Source organism: Leifsonia sp. P73 (genome assembly GCF_051059105.1).
In the GTDB taxonomy this organism is placed as follows: Bacteria; Actinomycetota; Actinomycetes; order Actinomycetales; family Microbacteriaceae; genus Leifsonia.
On sequence record NZ_CP194931.1, the window covers coordinates 2,918,227 to 2,934,222 of the forward strand.

General features: G+C 70.7%; 16 protein-coding genes. 8 read left to right on the forward strand and 8 right to left on the reverse strand.

What is annotated here, in order from left to right:
• Nucleotides 1-4 precede the first annotated feature (4 nt).
• Both ACQ86L_RS15050 and ACQ86L_RS15055 read left to right on the forward strand, forming a co-directional pair.
• Nucleotides 5-853 carry a fumarylacetoacetate hydrolase family protein gene (locus tag ACQ86L_RS15050; protein ID WP_434316133.1) on the forward strand — a complete coding sequence of 283 codons (849 nt, stop codon included), beginning with the start codon at nucleotides 5-7 and terminating at the stop codon, nucleotides 851-853.
• Nucleotides 850-2,232 carry an aldehyde dehydrogenase (NADP(+)) gene (locus tag ACQ86L_RS15055; RefSeq protein ID WP_434316134.1) on the forward strand — a complete coding sequence of 461 codons (1,383 nt, stop codon included), beginning with the start codon at nucleotides 850-852 and terminating at the stop codon, nucleotides 2,230-2,232. The genes ACQ86L_RS15050 and ACQ86L_RS15055 overlap by 4 nt, the downstream gene beginning before the upstream one ends.
• Nucleotides 2,233-2,311: 79 nt before the next feature.
• On the opposite strand, the gene ACQ86L_RS15060 is transcribed toward ACQ86L_RS15055, so the two are convergent.
• Together ACQ86L_RS15060 and ACQ86L_RS15065 are read right to left on the reverse strand one after the other, a co-directional pair.
• Complete coding sequence (locus tag ACQ86L_RS15060; RefSeq protein WP_434316135.1) at nucleotides 2,312-6,502, reverse strand: N,N-dimethylformamidase beta subunit family domain-containing protein; 4,191 nt, start codon at nucleotides 6,500-6,502, stop codon at nucleotides 2,312-2,314.
• Between the two features lie 140 nt (nucleotides 6,503-6,642).
• Nucleotides 6,643-7,617: an RNA polymerase subunit sigma-70 gene (locus ACQ86L_RS15065; protein ID WP_434316136.1), complete on the reverse strand. Its 975-nt coding sequence runs from the start codon at nucleotides 7,615-7,617 to the stop codon at nucleotides 6,643-6,645.
• A 170-nt stretch (nucleotides 7,618-7,787) separates the two neighbouring features.
• Here ACQ86L_RS15065 and ACQ86L_RS15070 point away from each other — a divergent pair, with 170 nt between their 5' ends.
• Nucleotides 7,788-8,234 carry an SRPBCC family protein gene (locus ACQ86L_RS15070; RefSeq protein WP_434316137.1) on the forward strand — a complete coding sequence of 149 codons (447 nt, stop codon included), beginning with the start codon at nucleotides 7,788-7,790 and terminating at the stop codon, nucleotides 8,232-8,234.
• An 18-nt stretch (nucleotides 8,235-8,252) separates the two neighbouring features.
• Here the strand turns inward: ACQ86L_RS15070 and ACQ86L_RS15075 are convergent, their stop codons facing one another.
• Nucleotides 8,253-8,978, reverse strand: a complete 726-nt coding sequence (locus tag ACQ86L_RS15075) for a lipase family alpha/beta hydrolase (protein WP_434316138.1) — start codon at nucleotides 8,976-8,978, stop codon at nucleotides 8,253-8,255.
• A 331-nt stretch (nucleotides 8,979-9,309) separates the two neighbouring features.
• On the opposite strand from ACQ86L_RS15075, the gene ACQ86L_RS15080 reads away from it, so the two are divergent.
• From ACQ86L_RS15080 to ACQ86L_RS15090, 3 genes are read left to right on the forward strand one after another with little or no spacing between them, the layout of a single operon-like run.
• Nucleotides 9,310-9,984 (forward strand): SDR family NAD(P)-dependent oxidoreductase, encoded by a 675-nt coding sequence (locus tag ACQ86L_RS15080; protein WP_434316139.1) that lies wholly within the window; start codon nucleotides 9,310-9,312, stop codon nucleotides 9,982-9,984.
• Between the two features lie 58 nt (nucleotides 9,985-10,042).
• Nucleotides 10,043-10,378 (forward strand): metalloregulator ArsR/SmtB family transcription factor, encoded by a 336-nt coding sequence (locus tag ACQ86L_RS15085; protein WP_434316140.1) that lies wholly within the window; start codon nucleotides 10,043-10,045, stop codon nucleotides 10,376-10,378.
• Nucleotides 10,375-10,878 (forward strand): SRPBCC family protein, encoded by a 504-nt coding sequence (locus ACQ86L_RS15090; protein WP_434316141.1) that lies wholly within the window; start codon nucleotides 10,375-10,377, stop codon nucleotides 10,876-10,878. The genes ACQ86L_RS15085 and ACQ86L_RS15090 overlap by 4 nt, the downstream gene beginning before the upstream one ends.
• Nucleotides 10,879-10,924: 46 nt before the next feature.
• On the opposite strand, the gene ACQ86L_RS15095 is transcribed toward ACQ86L_RS15090, so the two are convergent.
• From ACQ86L_RS15095 to ACQ86L_RS15115, 5 genes are all read right to left on the reverse strand, one after another.
• Complete coding sequence (locus ACQ86L_RS15095) at nucleotides 10,925-11,644, reverse strand: alkaline phosphatase family protein (RefSeq protein WP_434316142.1); 720 nt, start codon at nucleotides 11,642-11,644, stop codon at nucleotides 10,925-10,927.
• Nucleotides 11,626-12,057, reverse strand: coding sequence for a hypothetical protein (locus tag ACQ86L_RS15100; protein WP_434316143.1), 432 nt, complete (start codon nucleotides 12,055-12,057; stop codon nucleotides 11,626-11,628). Before ACQ86L_RS15100 ends, ACQ86L_RS15095 begins: the two co-directional genes overlap by 19 nt.
• Nucleotides 12,054-13,178, reverse strand: coding sequence for an alkaline phosphatase family protein (locus ACQ86L_RS15105; RefSeq protein ID WP_434316144.1), 1,125 nt, complete (start codon nucleotides 13,176-13,178; stop codon nucleotides 12,054-12,056). The genes ACQ86L_RS15100 and ACQ86L_RS15105 overlap by 4 nt, the downstream gene beginning before the upstream one ends.
• A gap of 246 nt (nucleotides 13,179-13,424) precedes the next feature.
• Nucleotides 13,425-13,631: a hypothetical protein gene (locus tag ACQ86L_RS15110; protein ID WP_345839688.1), complete on the reverse strand. Its 207-nt coding sequence runs from the start codon at nucleotides 13,629-13,631 to the stop codon at nucleotides 13,425-13,427.
• Nucleotides 13,632-13,678: 47 nt separating this feature from the next.
• Nucleotides 13,679-14,917 (reverse strand): DNA polymerase domain-containing protein, encoded by a 1,239-nt coding sequence (locus ACQ86L_RS15115; RefSeq protein ID WP_434316145.1) that lies wholly within the window; start codon nucleotides 14,915-14,917, stop codon nucleotides 13,679-13,681.
• Nucleotides 14,918-15,019: 102 nt separating this feature from the next.
• On the opposite strand from ACQ86L_RS15115, the gene ACQ86L_RS15120 reads away from it, so the two are divergent.
• Entirely contained in the window at nucleotides 15,020-15,319 is a 300-nt protein-coding gene (locus tag ACQ86L_RS15120; protein ID WP_434316146.1) for a lactococcin 972 family bacteriocin, read from the forward strand.
• A 57-nt stretch (nucleotides 15,320-15,376) separates the two neighbouring features.
• Nucleotides 15,377-15,991, forward strand: a complete 615-nt coding sequence (locus tag ACQ86L_RS15125; protein ID WP_434316147.1) for a hypothetical protein — start codon at nucleotides 15,377-15,379, stop codon at nucleotides 15,989-15,991.
• Nucleotides 15,992-15,996: the final 5 nt, after the last annotated feature.

Sequence of the window (15,996 nt, forward strand, 5' to 3'; positions counted from 1 at the left end):
CACTGTGCACCTGTACCGTTCCACCGACGGCCGTGTCATCGCCCACCGCGAGGACGGCCCCCGGCTCGTCCCCGTCGCCTCGCTGGCCGAACTGCTCCGGCTGCGGTCGGCCGAGCTCCGCACGCTCCTGGAGGGCGAGCTCGCCCCGACGGAGCTCGCCGCAGCCGCCGCCCCGATCGACGGCCGGACGGAGGTATGGGCGAGCGGGGTGACCTACCTGCGCTCGCGCTCCGCCCGCATGGACGAGTCGAGCGACCCCGACATCTACGACCGGGTCTACGCCGCGGAGCGCCCGGAGCTGTTCTTCAAGTCGGCCGCGTGGCGCGTGGTCACCGACGGCGAGCCGATCGCGATCCGCGAGGACTCCTCGTGGGACGTGCCGGAGCCGGAGCTCGCGGTCATCGCCAACCGGCACGGCGAGATCGTCGGTTACGGCGTCTGCGATGACGTCAGCTCGCGATCGCTGGAGGGCGAGAACCCGCTCTACCTGCCGCAGGCCAAGGTGTTCGCCGGCGCGTGCGCCATCGGCCCGGCGATCCGCCCGGCGTGGGAGGTCGACGCGGCCGCTCTCGGCATCCGCCTGCGCATCGAGCGCGACGGCCGCACAATCGTGGACGACGCGACCTCCACCGCGTCGCTGGCACGGCCGCTCACCGAGCTGGTCGAGTATCTGTTCCGAGCGGAGAACTTCCCGGACGGCGCGTGGCTCTCCACCGGCACGGGCATCGTCCCGGCGGACGACTTCACGCTGCGGGTCGGCGACCGGGTGACGGTCGAGGTCCAGGACGTCTCGTCCGTCACGAACCCGGTGGCGCAGGGCCGCGCGTCGTGGGACTTCCTGGAGGCCCGGTGAGCGCGGCGACTCTGGACGGGGTGGACGCGGCGTGCCTCGCCGCCGCCGACGCGGCAGCCGGGTACGCGGACGCTTCGGCCGAGGCGCGCGCCGCGCTGTTGATCGACATCGCGGACCGCCTCGACGGCGACAGCGCTGCCCTCGTCGCGCTCGCCGACGCGGAGACGCACCTCGGCGCCGGCCGTCTCGCCGGTGAAGTGCTCCGCACGACCGGTCAGCTCCGGGCGTTCGCGGAGCTGATCGCCGGCGAGTCCGGAGTGGTCGTGGATCAGCCTTCCGGCTTCCCCGAACTGCGTCGGTACGTGGTGCCGCTCGGTCCTGTCGCGGTCTTCGCGGCCAGCAACTTCCCGTTCGCGTTCAGCGTGGCGGGCGGCGACACCGCCTCCGCCCTCGCCGCCGGCTGCCCGGTGGTGGTCAAGGGGCATCCCGGGCACCCGGAGCTCTCCCGGAGGACGGCGGCCCACGTGGCCGAAGCGGTGCGCGCGGCCGGCCTGCCGGCCGGGGTCTTCGGCCTGGTCGAGGGCTTCGACTCCGGCGCCGCGCTCGTGCAGCATGCGGCCATCGCGGCGGTGGGCTTCACCGGCTCGCTCGCCGGTGGCCGGGCGCTCTTCGATCTCGCCGCAGCGCGGCCGGACCCGATCCCGTTCTACGGCGAACTGGGCTCGGTGAACCCCGTCTATGTCACCCGGGAGGCCGCCGCGGCCCGCTTGCCGGAGATCGCCGCCGGCTTCGCCGGGTCGTTCACGCTCGGCGCCGGCCAGTTCTGCACCAAGCCGGGCATCGTGTTCGTGCCCGACGGAGAGGCGTTCGCCTCCGCGGTCGCGGACGCGCTCGCCGACAGCGACGCCGCGCCGATGCTGAACGAGCGGATACTCAGCGGCTATCAGGGGCTGTCCGCACGCTTCGATCATCCCGGGGTCAGGACGGTGCTGGAGGGCTCCGTCCGGTCCGCCGGCGTGACCCCGAGCCTGTATGGGACCGACCTGGAGACCTTCGAGCGCGACGTGGACTCGCTCGGTGAGGAGCGCTTCGGCCCGAGCGCCCTCGTCGTCGGCTACGACGACGTGCGGCGCCTCCCCGGAGCCGCGCGGGCGATCGGCGGAACCCTCACCTCGTCCGTGCACGCAGAGTCCGGCGCGGACGAGGGCCTGGGAGCGCTCATCGCCGAGGCGACCCGGCAGAGCGGGCGCCTGGTCTGGAACGGCTGGCCCACCGGCGTCGCCGTCTCTCCCGCGATGACGCACGGCGGCCCGTATCCTGCCAGCACTGCAGCGGGGACGACCTCCGTCGGCACGGCGGCGATCGGCCGCTTCCGCCGTCCCGTCACGTTCCAGGGCTTCCCTCCGGGGACGGTCCCGCCCAGCGCCGGCCCGGCGTGACAGACCCTCTCGCCGTCGCTGCCCGACGAACCCGCTGCGCGGTTTGCGCGCCTCCGCTGTGGCTCCGCGTCTGCGGGGGCTAGCCGATCCAGGTCATGATGTTCCAGCCGGAACCCACCTGAGTCACGGGCCCCCAGCCCAGCTTGCCGTTGGCCGGGTAGAGGACGAACGCGCCCGTCGAGGTCCGCGCCAGGATGTCGTCGTGCCCGTCGCCGTTGAAGTCGCCGACCGAGACGATGGCGGTCATCACGTTCCAGCCGACTCCGACGACGACCGGCGCCTTCCAGCCTGAGGCGCTGCGCGCGTAGTACCAGAGCCGGCCGGACGAATCGCGGGCGAGCAGGCCCGGGTTGCCGTCGCCGCCGAAGTCCCGGACTCCGACGATCGCGGTCATCACGTTCCAGCCGGTTCCGATGGCCTGCCGGGCGAGCCAGCCCCCGTGCCCATCACCGGGATACAGCCACAGCGCACCGGAGGCGTCGACCGCGAAGATGTCCGGGTGGCCGTCTCCGGTGAAGTCATGCGCGGCGACGATCGTGGTCATGATGTTCCACCCGGCGCCCACCAGCCGGCGTGCGCCCCACCCTCCCGCGCCGTCGCCGGGGTAGAGCCACAGCGCGCCGGCGGCGTCCCGGGCGAGGACGTCGTTGTGGCCGTCGCCGTCGAAGTCCCCCGGCGAGACGATCGCGGTCATGACGTTCCATCCGGAACCCACCCGGACGACCGTCGGGTTCAGCCAGCCGGCCGCCCCGTTGCCGCGGTACAGGTAGAGGGCGCCGCTGCCGTCGCGGGCGAGCACGTCGGCGTGGCCGTCGGAGGTGAAGTCGCCCAGGGTCAGCGCGGGCGGCGGGGCGGCCTTGACGCTGAACGACCAGCTCTGTGTCGCGAGTGTCGCCCCTCCAGCGGCTCGGGCGCCGGAGAGCGTCGCGACCACCGTCGCCCCGTTCGGGAGCGCAGCGGCAGGGGTGAACGTGATCGTCGCGCCGTCGCTCGACTGCGAGGTCGTGCCTGCGGTGGGTGTGCCTCCCGCGGAGACCGACAGTGCGTACCCGCTGATGATGGGGCTCGAGAGGGTGATCGACACCGGGGTCGCGGGGCTGACGCCCACCGCGCCACCGGCCGGCGACTCGGAGACGACCGTCAGCGGATCGGCGGGTGTGGCGAACACCACATCCACCAGGTAATTCGACGTGGATGCCGTGTTCGGGAAGCCGTCGGCGTACGAGTAGCGGCCCATCGAGGTCCCGGCGACGAGCGGCGGGTTGCTCACCCCGGAGCCCGAGAAGGCGCCCGGGGTCACGGAGTAGCTGCCCGTCGTCGTGCGGTACGAGACGACGTAGTCCGTATTCGCCGTGATGTTCACGGGTGTGGCGAAGGTGAGCGTCTGCCAGCCCGCTGTGGACTCGCCGGTGAAGGTCCCGGTCGCGAGCTGCTGTCCGCTGGTGCTCCAGAGCGTGCCGACGTGGGTGCCGGTGTTGGTGGAGTTCTTGTAGAACCGGATGCCGGTGACCGCGCCGGCGACCGTGCTGGCGAACTGCACGCCGAGGGTGACCGGCGAGTCGTTCACCTGGAGGATGGAGGGCACGGTGGAGTCGGAGAACAGACTGCACGGGCAGACGCCCGGCGCCGGATCGGGCTGGGCCGTGACGAAACTCCAGGTGCCTCCCGATGACAGCGTCTTGCCGGTCAGGTCCCGAGCCGTCGTCGTGACCGAGTAACGCACCGCGTTCTTCAGGGCCGACGTGGGCGTGAAGGTGGCGGTGTGAGTCGCGGCCGCGTCCGTGGCGGTGCCCCCGACTGTGGTGCCCCCGGCGTCTGTGACCGTGAAGGCGATGCTGGCCGGGTCGACCGCCTTGGACATCACCGCGCCGATCGTCGTCGCCGGCGGCACGCTGGAGGACCCGGGCAGCGGCCACTGTCCGGTCGCGACCAGGGGCGAGTTGTCGACCGCGGAGAAGACGGCGTCCACGAAGTAGTTCGAGCTCTCGTACGATGCCTGCGGGAAGGTGCCGACCGACGTGGAGTACACCCCGGCGGGGGCTGCGCCGAAGCCGCCGGCGACCGAGAAGACGTTGTCGGTCGGGCCGCGGTACGCGAAGGCGTCGGTCTGGGCGGAGTAGTGACCGGCCGGGGCGGAGTACGACACGACGTACTTCGTGCCCGCGGAGACGGCGACCGACGAGACGAAGTTCGCCGTCTGCCAACCCGATGCGCTCTCACCGCTGAACGTCACCGTCGCCAGCCGGTTGCCGGCGGCATCCCACAGCGAGCCGGTGTGCGTGCCGGTGTTGGCCGTGCTCTTGTAGAAGCGCACCCCGGTGATGAAGCCATTCTGCAGCGCCGTGAACTGGAGGCCCACCTCCAGGGAGGAAGCGTCGCCCGCATCCGCCACCGCTGGGACCTGTGACCCGAAGATGGACGAGGGGCCGGTCACCGTGACCGGACGGGAGATCGGCGTCGACGTGTTGGCGCTGTCGTCGGTCGCCCTGACGTCGATCGTCTGCGCTCCGAGGCCGTTCTGCACGTAGGTGTATGTCCACGAGGTCGTTCCGGTCGCGGGGTGCCAGCTCGTGCCGCCGTCGGTGGACACCTCGACGCCGGCGACGACGCCGCCGACGTCGGATGCCGTGCCGGTCACGGTGACGGACGCGCCGTTCGCGATGCTCGCTCCGGACGAAGGCGCTGTGATGACCGCGGTCGGGGGTGTGGTGTCCGTGCTGGCGGTCGACGCCACCAGGCCGGACTGCAGGGACCCGGGCTGGGCGCCCATGTCGGCCATCAGGTTGACCTGCGCCTGCTGCATGCGTGGGTCGGCGGCGGCGCCGGCGCCGTCGTGGGTCTGGTCCAGTCCCCAGGACCACTGAATCGAGCCGGCGGAGAAGACGAGGGCTCGGGAAGACGCCCGGTAGAGGGTGACGTGGTGGGTGGTGGTCGCGGTGCCGGTGGTGTTGCCGAAGTCCAGCATGTACGACGGGACGGTTCCGCTCACCGTGGACAGGTCGATCAAGCCGGCCGGTCGGAAGCCGTTGTCGACGTCCTCGTCGGACTCGTAGCCCACCGTGTGCGGCGCGAGGGCCGCCGTCGTCCCGGCGGCGAGGGAGGACAGGCTCGTATTGCGCCACAGTCTGGTCTTGCCCTGCGCGGCCGTGACCGTGATGGGCAGATCGGTCAGGTTGGACATGAACATGGTGCCGCTGACGGCGTTCTCCGGGAGTCCCGCGCCGTTGGCCTGGGAGGCGAACCGGGGGTCGCGCCAGGTGCCGGTCCACTCCGGGGTCGGGTCGATCTTCGCGTTCGACCAGGTCTCCTTGTAGGACACCAGGGTGCGGTAGTTCGTCGGTGTCCCGGCGACCGACGGTTCGTAGCGGGTGTGCCAGTACATCTCGTTGCCGGAGAGGAACTGCACGTTCACCCCGGCGTTGATCGCCGCCTGCACGTTGGCCCGCTGGTTCGCCGACCAGTACTCGTCGTGCCCGACCGAGAGGAAGACCTTGTGGTTCAGCAACTGTGAACCGTAGCGATCGGTGTCGACGCCGGAGAGGTACGACATGTTGTAGCCGTTCTTCTCCAGGAAGCGCACCTCGGGATACTCAGCGCTGAAGTAGAAGTCCCGGCCCGAGTTGACGCCGCGGGTGACGATCGGGCGGTTGTAGCTGATCTTGTAGGCCCGGCCGTTCGCCGCGCCCTGGTAGAAGTCGGAGCCGCCGTAGGTGTTGTACGCCTGCCAGGTCGGGTCCGAGGTCTGGTAGAGGATGTCCGAATGGCTCGCGTCGTTGCGGACGACGAACGTGATCTGGCTCTGCCCGCCCGTGTCCGCGCGGGTGAGCAGTGCGATGTAGACGCCGGAGACCGCCGAAGGCGGGACCGTCCACGATGCCGACTGCGCCCAGTTGCCGCAATCGGTGAGTTCGACCGTCGGGTCCCAGTAGCAGGCGGGCTGCGTCTGCGGAAGGGTTGCGGACGGCGTCACATCGGCGATCTTGCGTGCGCCCAGCCCCTGGTAGTAGCCGGTGCGGAAGATCTGGATGGTGTACGCGGACGCGTCCGTGTTGATCTTGAACCCGATCGTCCCGCCGATGTCGACGCTGATGTCGGTCGAGAAGCCCTGGATGGTGCCATCGCCGGCTCCGCTGACGTCCCAGACCGACGGGTCCGAGCCCGGGAGCGCGTTCTCGCACACGATCGGGTTGGGAGCGGCGTTGCAGCCGTCGTCCGCGTACGCGGGCAGCCCGGCGACCAGCGCGGCCGAGGCCATCAGGACGGTCGCCATCGCACCGCCGATGACCGTGCGGAGCCGAAGCCGGCGCCGCAGTGGGCGCGAGGGGCTTACATGAGGTTTCCTCATAGTGTGAGGTTCCCATGTCTGGGGCGATAAGCCAGACCCCCAAGAAGGGGGAGAACGGCCTCCCCTCACCCCTCCCACCGCCGGGGCAACCCCAGCCATGCCCCCGCACCCGGCTCGAAGTGCGTGACCTCGCTCACCCGTCCACCGGTGACCCCCACCACCAGCACGCCCACCAGGTGCAGGCCGCCGGACACCGGGTCGCGCACGTACTCGCCCCAGGCCGGCTGCCCGTTCGCTGCCGTCGGCACCATCCGTTCGATCGTCCGCCGGTGGTCCGTCATCGGCCTGAAGAACGCCGCCGCCGCGCCCGGACCGTGGTACTCGAACGGCAGCGGGGGCATCCGCACCCAGACGTCGTCCGTCATCAGGGCGACCAGGTCTGCGACCGCGCCGGACGTGAAGGCGCTGACGAAGCGGTCGAGCAGTTCCGGGTCGGGGTCGATCGGGTCGAGCGCGGGAGGCGCCCCCGCCAGTGCCGCTCGGGCGCGTTTCAGCGAGCCGTTCAGGGAGTCGACCGTGACGTCCAGGAGGTCGGCGGCCTCCGCAGCGGGGTAGCCGAGCACGTCGCGGAGGATGAGGGCCGCGCGCTGGGAGGGCGGCAGCAGTTGCAGCGCGCGGGTGAACGCCAGGGTGATGGCCTCCCGGGACTCGTAGCGGGCCTCCGGTCCGGGGGCCGAGTCGGGGAGGCCGTCGAGCAGCGTGTCGGGGTACGGCTCCAGCCACGACACCTCGCCGAGGGCTGTCGGCCGGGCGACGGGAGGCTCCACCTCGGCCGGCCTGCGGCGCCCGGCGCGCAGGATGTTGAGGCAGCGGTTCGTCGCGATGCGGTACAGCCACGTCCGCAGCGACGAGCGGCCCTCGAAGCCCGCCAGCCCCAGCCAGGCGCTGAGCAGGGTGTCCTGCACGGCGTCCTCGGCGTCCTGCACCGAGCCGAGCATCCGGTAGCAGTGCACGTGCAGCTCGTGGCGGTGCGGCGCGGTCAGGGCGTCGAACGCGGCGCGGTCCCCGCCGAGCGCGGCGTGGAGCAGCTGGTCGTCCATCGTCCCTCTCTCCCCGGCGATCCGATTCTGGTCGTCCGTCTCGTCTGTGTCGACACCGTCGACGCCACGGACTGGTCGAGGAGGCGTGACCAGTTCTGGCGCCCGGCGGCGTCTGCCCCGGTGAATCGACAACCGCGGGTCGACGATCCGCGCACCGAACGGAGGACACCATGACCACACAGACCGCCACCGACTACACCACCACGATCGACCTCGACCGCAGCCCGGACGACGTCTCCGCCGCCATCGCGGACGTCGGCCGGTGGTGGCTCGGCGACGTCACCGGCGCGGCCGACCGCGTGGGCGACGAGTTCACGTACCGCTACCGCGACCTGCACGACAGCACGCAGCGCGTCACCGTGTTCGAGCCGGGGCGCCGCATCGTCTGGGACGTGATCGACAGCGAGCTCGGCTTCGTGGACGAGCCCGACCCGTGGACCGGCACGCGGATCGTGTTCGACCTCCAGCCGTCCGGCGACGGGACGCGCCTGACGTTCACCCACGAGGGCCTCACGCCGGCGAAGCAGTGCTACGACGCGTGCTCGGCGGGTTGGGACCACTTCGTCGTCGGCAGCCTGCGCCGGTTCGTGGAGACCGGCGCAGGCGTGCCGCTGTGACCGAGCGTCAGCGTCCGGTCAGGTGCAGTTCGGCTGGTAGGCCGGGTCGGCCGGGCCGTTCGGCACGCTCAGCGCCTCCAGCACGAGCTGCTGCACGACCGGGTCGTTGGGTGTCTGGTCGTGCTCGATCGGGTCGGCCGGGCACTTGTCCTGGATGACGGTGTTGGTGACCTGCGTGGGCGAGCCGCTCAGCGCCTGGCTCTGGTACGGCGTCACCACCTCGTCGTGGGTGGTCGAGATGACGGTGTAGCTCGGTCCCTTCACAGTGTCGCCGATCGAGTTGAGCTTCTGCAGGAACGCCGAGCCGGCCGTCTGGTCGGCGCACGCCGGGCACGCCGACGGGTCCGCGCTCGTGAGCGCCGGCAGCCCGTCCGGTCCCGGGACGATGACGCCGTGCGTGCCGTGGTTGGAGGGCGCGATCCCGATCAGCTGGTGCACCTTCTTGGCGCCGCCGAGGAAGCCCAGGTAGTAGCGCGGCATCATCCCGCCCTGGCTGTGACCGACGAGGTCGACCTTCGTGGCCTTCGTGGAGGCCAGCACGGCGTCCACGAACGGCGAGAGCTGCTGCGCGGACTGGGCGATCGGGCCGGACGCGTCCACGCCGTTGTACTGCCCGTAGTCCAGGGCGAACACGCAGTAGCCCGCCTGCTTGAGCACGGGCGACATGGTGGACCAGTTCTTCGCCATGCTCTCGAACGTCCCCGGCACGAGGATGACCGGGTACGGGTGCGCGGCGGACGGCACGCACGACCAGTCGTTGGCGCCGGGGGCGAGACGGAGACGGTGTCCGCCTGGGCGGGCAGGGCGACCGCCAGCGATCCGAGGGCCGCCGCGGCGGCGGCGACGAGCAGCTTCTTGAGTAACGACATCGGTACCTCTTCCTGTGCGCCCGGCGGTGCGGAGTAGGGGTCTCCGCCGCGGACGCGAGTGATGACGCGACACGGTAGACGCGCTGGTGGCGGGGTCAACCGGATCGCAGGCTTCCGGGAGGCTTCGCCCAGGTGTTGCGCAGGTGGGGAGGCGGACGGATTCCTACCGCGATCGGCCTCCGCGACGTCCCGGGTAACGTGGGCGCATGACTACTCTCGCGATCATCGGCGCAGGCCGCCAGCTCGGCGAGGCGCTCGCCCGGCGCTTCGGGCGTGAAGGTTTCAGCGTCGCGCTCGTCTCCCGCAGCCAGGAGCGGCTCGACTCCCTCGCGGCCGATCTCGCGGCCGACGGCATCGCCGCGAAAGGGTATGCCGCCAACGTGCGCGATCCCGAGGCGCTGGTGAAGGCGCTCGACCTCGCCGCGCAGGAGCTCGGCCCGATCGAGGTGCTCAGCTACAACCCGCTCCCGGCGAAGGACTTCCTGCGGCCGGTGCTGGAGTCGACCGTGTACGACATCCAGGCCGCGTTCGAGTTCTCGGTGCTCGGGCCGGTCGCGGCAGTGCACCAGGTGCTTCAGGGGATGCGGGTGCTCGGCCGCGGCACGATCCTGTTCGTCAACGGCGGCAGCGCCGTTCAGCCGGTGCAGCACTTCGCCGGCACGTCGATCGCGTTCGCGGGCGAGACGGCGTATGCGGAGATGCTCGACCAGGCGCTGCGGGACACGGACATCCACGTCGCGCAGCTCATCATCCCGGGCGGGATCATCCGGGGCGACGGTCAGAAGGACCCGGAGGTCCTGGCCGAGCTGCTGTGGAGGATGCACTCCGATCGCGACCGGTTCCGCACGTTCGCCACCGAGCTCGAGGTGCAGCCGTACTGAACCCCGCTCCCTGTGTTTCGGTATTGCCTTAATTAAGCTGTCGCTGTATTATCGACCCATGACCACCCCCACCTCCGCCTTCGCCGCGCTGGCCGACCCCACCCGGGCGGCCATCGTGGACCTGCTCGCCCGGCGCGGTGAGCTGGCGGCGGGGGAGATCGGTGCGGAGTTCACGACCAGCGCGTCCGCCGTCTCCCAGCACCTCAAGGTGCTGCGCGAGGCGGGCCTGGTGACCGTGGAGAGGCGGGCGCAGCAGCGCGTCTACCGGCTGGACGTCTCGGCGCTCGCCGGGGCGGAGGGCTGGCTGGCCGACCGCACCCGGCAGTGGAACGCGCGGATGGACAAGCTGGCCGCGCACATCGAGAAGACACGAGACAGGGGAGAACTCTCATGACGAACGAGACGACGGACATCGTGGTGCGGCGCATCCTGAACGCGCCGGTCGCCACCGTGTGGCGGCTGTGGACCGACCCCGAGCTGGTCACCGAGTGGTGGGGGCCCGAGGACTACACCTCGCCCTCGGCGCAGATCGACCTGCGGGAGGGCGGCTCCTACGTGTTCAGCATGCTCGCGCCCGAGTACCAGGGCGGCGCCGAGAGCTTCACCGGCGGCACCTACACCGCGGTCGTACCGGAGGAGCGGCTCGAGTTCACGCAGAGCATCACCGACGCGGAGGGTGTTCCGCTGCCCGACGACCAGCTCCCCGAGGGCTTCACGCAGAACATCCGCACGGTCGTGGAGTTCGCCGACGTGGGCGGGCTCACCGAGCTCACGATCACCGAGAGCGGCTGGTCGCGCAGCCTGATGTCGGTGTTCGCGTACGCGGGCATGCACCAGTCGCTCGACAAGCTGACGACCGAGGTGCTGCGCCGCCTGGCCGCCACGGTCGCCTGATGGAGATGCGGCTGGAGCTCGTCCGGCTCCCGGTCTCCGACGTCGCTCAGTTGCGGTAGTTGTACACGTCCAGCCCGAAGCGGTTGAGCCCCGGCGTCGCGGCGTAGCCCAGGTAGGGCAGCCCGAAGGTGTCCTCGATGCTCGCGAGCAGGCTGTAGTGGTTGTACGGGGTCGTGGACCAGGTGCCGCCCTTGACGAACGGCGAGAGCACGAGCGCCCCGACCCGGCCGCCGCCCAGGCCCGAGATGCCGGGGAGGGCCGAGTTCGGCCCCGGCCCCTCGTTGCAGCAGCTGGAGGCGTCCGACTGCGGGCCGTCCGACTCGTCGAAGGTGATCACGAGCACGCCGTCCTGCTTGAAGGCGGGCGAGGAGGTGATCGTCGGCACCCACTGCTTGAGCCAGGCGTCGGCGCCGGCCAGCCCGCCCGGCCTCCCGTCGACGCACGGCGAGTCGTGGCCGTCGTCGCACAGGTTCGGCGTGATCAGGGAGAAGTTCGGCGTCGTCGTGACGGACGCGAGGTCGGTAGGGAGGTGAGAGAGGTCGACGTCGTTCGCGGCGCAGGCCGCCGTTCCCGTCAGGCTCTGGAAGTACACGAACGGGTTGTGGCGGGCGGCGTACTGGTCGCCGACCTTCGCCTTCTGCGTGTCGTCGACGGCGCCGAGGGCGGGATGCCGGCACGGCGTCCCCATGTCCTCCATGTAGCCCTTCCAGGTGCGGCCGGACGCGGTGAGCTGGTCGGCGACCGTCGTCACCGTGGACGGGAACACGCAGCCGTCGCCGACCGCCTGGCCGGGGAGGCGGTCCCGGTGCCCACGAACGGCGAGTAGGTCTGGCAGTCGGCCTGCATCTGCGGGTTCGGGCCCTGGCCGGAGATCTCGGCCACGTAGTTCGGCTGCGAGTTGTGGGCGGTCCCGTAGTAGGAGTCGAGCAGCACGCCCTGGCTGCGCAGCGTGGTGGACAGGTACGGCGCCGCGGAGCCGGGCCCCCAGGTCTCGTCGTAGCCCTTGTTCTCCAGGTTGATCACGAAGACGTGCTTCGCGCCGGGGAGGGAGGAGCCTGTCGTGGCGGCGCTCACGGTCGCCGTGGCGGACGGCAGGAAGGCGAAGGCGACGCCTGCGACCGCTGCTGCCGCGACGGCGAGGCCGGCGATGAGGCGTGTGCGTGTTGTCCTGATGGTCACGGGAGCGTCCACCCTTCTGCGACGGCCTTCTGTTTGAGCGGGGCCCACTCCTCGGCGGCGGGCGGTCCGACCGGGGCGCACGCCGGGCCAGCGACGAACGGCGGCACGGTGTAGGCGGGCGCGGCCGGGTTGGGCGCCGACGCGAAGTCGAGGACCTCCGCGATGTTCCGCGCGCCGGCGTCGCGCGGGGTGAGGGCGGGGAGGCCGAACCTCCACTCGATCGCCTTCAGCACGGAGGTGTGGTCGTAGGTGCCGTGCGCCACATAGCCGCGCCGGGATCGCGGCGAGATCACCATCGACGGCACCCGGAAGCCGCGCTGGCCGGTGCCGGCCGCGGGGGTCGCGTCGGCGGCCGTGCCCGGCACCACGTGGTCGAAGAAGCCGCCCCACTCGTCGTAGTTGATCACGAGCATGGTGCTGCCCCAGTTCGGCGACGTCGTGACCGCGTGGTAGATCTCGTCCAGGAACAGCTCGCCGCTGCGGAGGTCGGCGTGCGGGTGGTCGTCGCCGGAGGTGCCGGACGACTCGTCCTCGAAGCGCGGGTCGACGAACGACACCGCCGGAAGGGAGCCGCTCGCGCAGTCCGCGAGGAAGTCGGAGTACTGGTGCGAGATGCCGATGTACTTCGATCCCCACAGCGCGAGGAAGGGCACGTCGTTGAAGTAGTACTTCCCGCTGACGCCCGCGGCCGCGAGCTCGTCCCAGATCGTCCTCATCGTCGCCGTCGCCGTCGAGTTGTGCAGGCGGTCGGTCTGCGCGGCGTGCATGTAGAAGCGGTTCGGGTACGTCTCGGCGAGCGTCGCCGCGAAGTACTGGTCGCACACCGTCCACTGCGGCCCGGCCTGCCCCCAGAAGCCGAGGTCCGCCTGCGCGTAGTAACCGATGGAGAAGTCGTCGTTCTCGCCGGCCTTCAGCCAGCCGTCGCACTTCCCGCCGTTGAGCTCGATGCGGCCGCCCTCGTAGGAGTGGTCGGGGTCGGGATGCCCGCAGCCCTGGAAGTCGGCGAGGTGGTGCGGCGTGTGCGGGAAGCCGTACCGGTCGGTGTAGCGGAGGCCGCTGGGCAGTCCGGTCGCGCCGGGCATCCAGCCGGTGAGGTGGTCGAACGAGCGGTTCTCCATCATCACGACCACGATGTGGTCGATGCCGGAGGCCGCGGGCGAGGGAGGGGCGGCACGGTGCCGGCGGTCGCACTCGTGGTCGAGGCGTTCGCGGCGAAGGCGGTGCCCGCTGCGATGGCTCCGGCCGTCAGGCCGCCCGCCAGGGTCAGGAAGTGTCTGCGATCGACGTTCACGTCAGCACACGGAACCACGGGGGCGCGCGAAAGTGACCCCCGTCGGGTAAGGCGTCACTCAGCCGTAACCTGCAGTTCACCCGGTGCGCCGGGGACGCCTCCGCACGATCCCGAGCACGATCAGGACCAGCCCCACCACCAGCAGGACCACGCCGACGATCCCCCAGAACGAGGACCCGCTCATCACGGACCCGCCGAGAACATCGGTGCCCTGCAGCGTCCACACCAGACCGATCGCGGCGAGGATGATGCCGGGGACGAGAAACGGCCAACTGCGCTTCATGGGCTCAGAGTACGTCGTGAACGCGCCCGCAGGAATGACCGATCGGGTCAGGGTCTCGCCGGCCACTCCCGCCCGGCCCACGGGTCGTAGTCGGCCACGAGGGCGCCCTGCTCCGGGCGGTCGGCCTCCTGCACGTGCTGGAGGTTGATCCGCACCCGGTACCACTGCGAGCTCGACCCGCGCATCCCGTCCACCAGCTCGTCGGCCGGGTGCAGCGACTCCGCGACCTGCGGGTGCGCCGCCTTCCACTCCTCCAGGGCCGCCAGCGCCTCCGGCTTGGTCTTGGTGCGCGCCACTTCGATGAGCGGCATCTGCGAGACCCGGCGTCCCGCGCCGTCCCCGGCCCGCGGCGGCTTCTCGGCGGGCCCGAGTCGCTTGGCCAGCGCGAGCAGGCCGTCCAGCGAGCCTGCGGCGTCGTCGATCCCGGCGTGCGGGTCGCCGACCTCGGCGTAGCGCGCGGGCACCGTCAGCACGGTGAACTCCTCCGGCCGGCGCGCACGCACCTCGTCCCAGTCGAGCGGGGTCGAGACGCGCGCGTCCGGCAGCGGCCGGATCGAGTACGCGGAGGCCACGGTGCGATCCTTGGCGTTCTGGTTGAAGTCCACGAACACGCTCTCGCCGCGCTCCTCCTTCCACCAGCGCGCCGTCGCGAGCCCCGGCGCCCGGTTCTCGACCTCCCGCGCCAGCGTCTCCGCCGCGAGCCGCACATCCGCGAACCCCCAGTCCGGCGCGATCCGGACGAGGATGTGGAGGCCGCGCGAGCCGCTCGTCTTCGGCCAGCCGACGAGCCCGTGATCCTCCAGCACCTCGCGCGCGACGAAGGCCACGTCCACGATCTGCGACCAGTCGACGCCCGGCATCGGATCCAGGTCGACCCGCAGCTCGTCGGGATGGTCGAGGTCCTCCGCCCGGACGGCGTGCGGGTTCAGATCGAGGCAGCCGAGGTTGGACACCCACGCGAGCCCCGCGGCGTCCCGCAGCACGGCCTCCTCGGCGGAGGTCCCGCGGGCGTAGTGGAGGGTCGCGGTGTCGATGAAGTCCGGATGCCCCTCCGGCACGCGCTTCTGGAAGAACGGCTCCTGCGTGAGCCCCTTCACGAACCGCTTCAGCACCATCGGCCGCCCGCCGGCGCCGCGCAGCGCCCCGTCCGCGACGCTGAGGTAGTACCGGGCGAGGTCGAGCTTGGTGAGCCCGGGCTCGGGGAACACCACCTTGTCGGGGTTCGAGATCCGGACGTCGTGGCCGCCGGCCTCCAGGAACGTCTCCGACTTCGACGACGGGGTCATGCCGCCACGGTAGCGGGAAGGGGCGGGGAGGACCAGCGCGGCTATGGTGGGTCGAGACATTGAAATCGACAATGTCAAGTGCAACAAAGAAGGATAGCGATTGTGAAAGTCACGAACAAAGTTGTTTCGACGGTCCTCGCGGCGGGGGCCCTGACGATCGGAGCGGCGCTCGGAGCGGCCCCGGCGAATGCCTACACGAGTTACCCCGAGGGCGGAACGTGGGACTACGGCAACTCCGGAAAGACGTGGTCGAACTACCACCACGGATCGAAGAAGCACCGCTCCACCGCATGCAATTCCTACACGTGCCTGCGGTCGTCCGACGCGGGGAAGGGATCGTGGTCGTACTCCTCTGTCGCGTGGACCGTGACCGGAAACACTTGGTACTACTACAACTACTAGGACCGGAAGGGTGGGGTGGCCGGGGGCTGCCCCACCCTTCCGTCACTGAAGGCCGCTATGACGAGATTCACTTCACCTATCGGGATTCTGATCGCCAGCGCTCTGGTTCTCACCGGCTGTTCCGGCCCAGGTGAAACAGCGGGCGAACGACCCGATCGGCCGGCGCCCGGGGGAGCCGGCTGGGAGAGCGAGATCGCGGATGCCGTTCGACATGCGACGACGGACTTCGAGAGGAACGCGCTGGCCGACGGTCGGATCAGTGATGCGGAGTTCGCCGAGATGGAGAACGGCTTCGTGGAGTGCCTGCGCGACCGGAATGTCACTTTCGGTGGATTCGGGCCCGCCGGGGGCTACGGGTTCACCCCTGGTCCCGGGACGACGACAGCCGAGGCCAACGGAATCGCCGATGAGTGCTCAGCGAGCAGTGGGCTCGACACCGTCGGCTCCCTCTATTTCGCGATGCAGCGGAACCCGCAGAATCTGGACGAAGCCTCAATCACCGCGGCCTGCCTGGTGAAGAAGAAGGTCGTTCCGCAGACGTACTCGGCGAGCGACTACGCCCGAGACACCCCGACGAGAGCGTATCCGTTCACGGACGCCGCTCGCGGCGAAAAGGCGATGGAGGAGTGCGACACGGACCCGTTGGGACTTCTGGAGGGCCAGAAGCGATGAGGTCG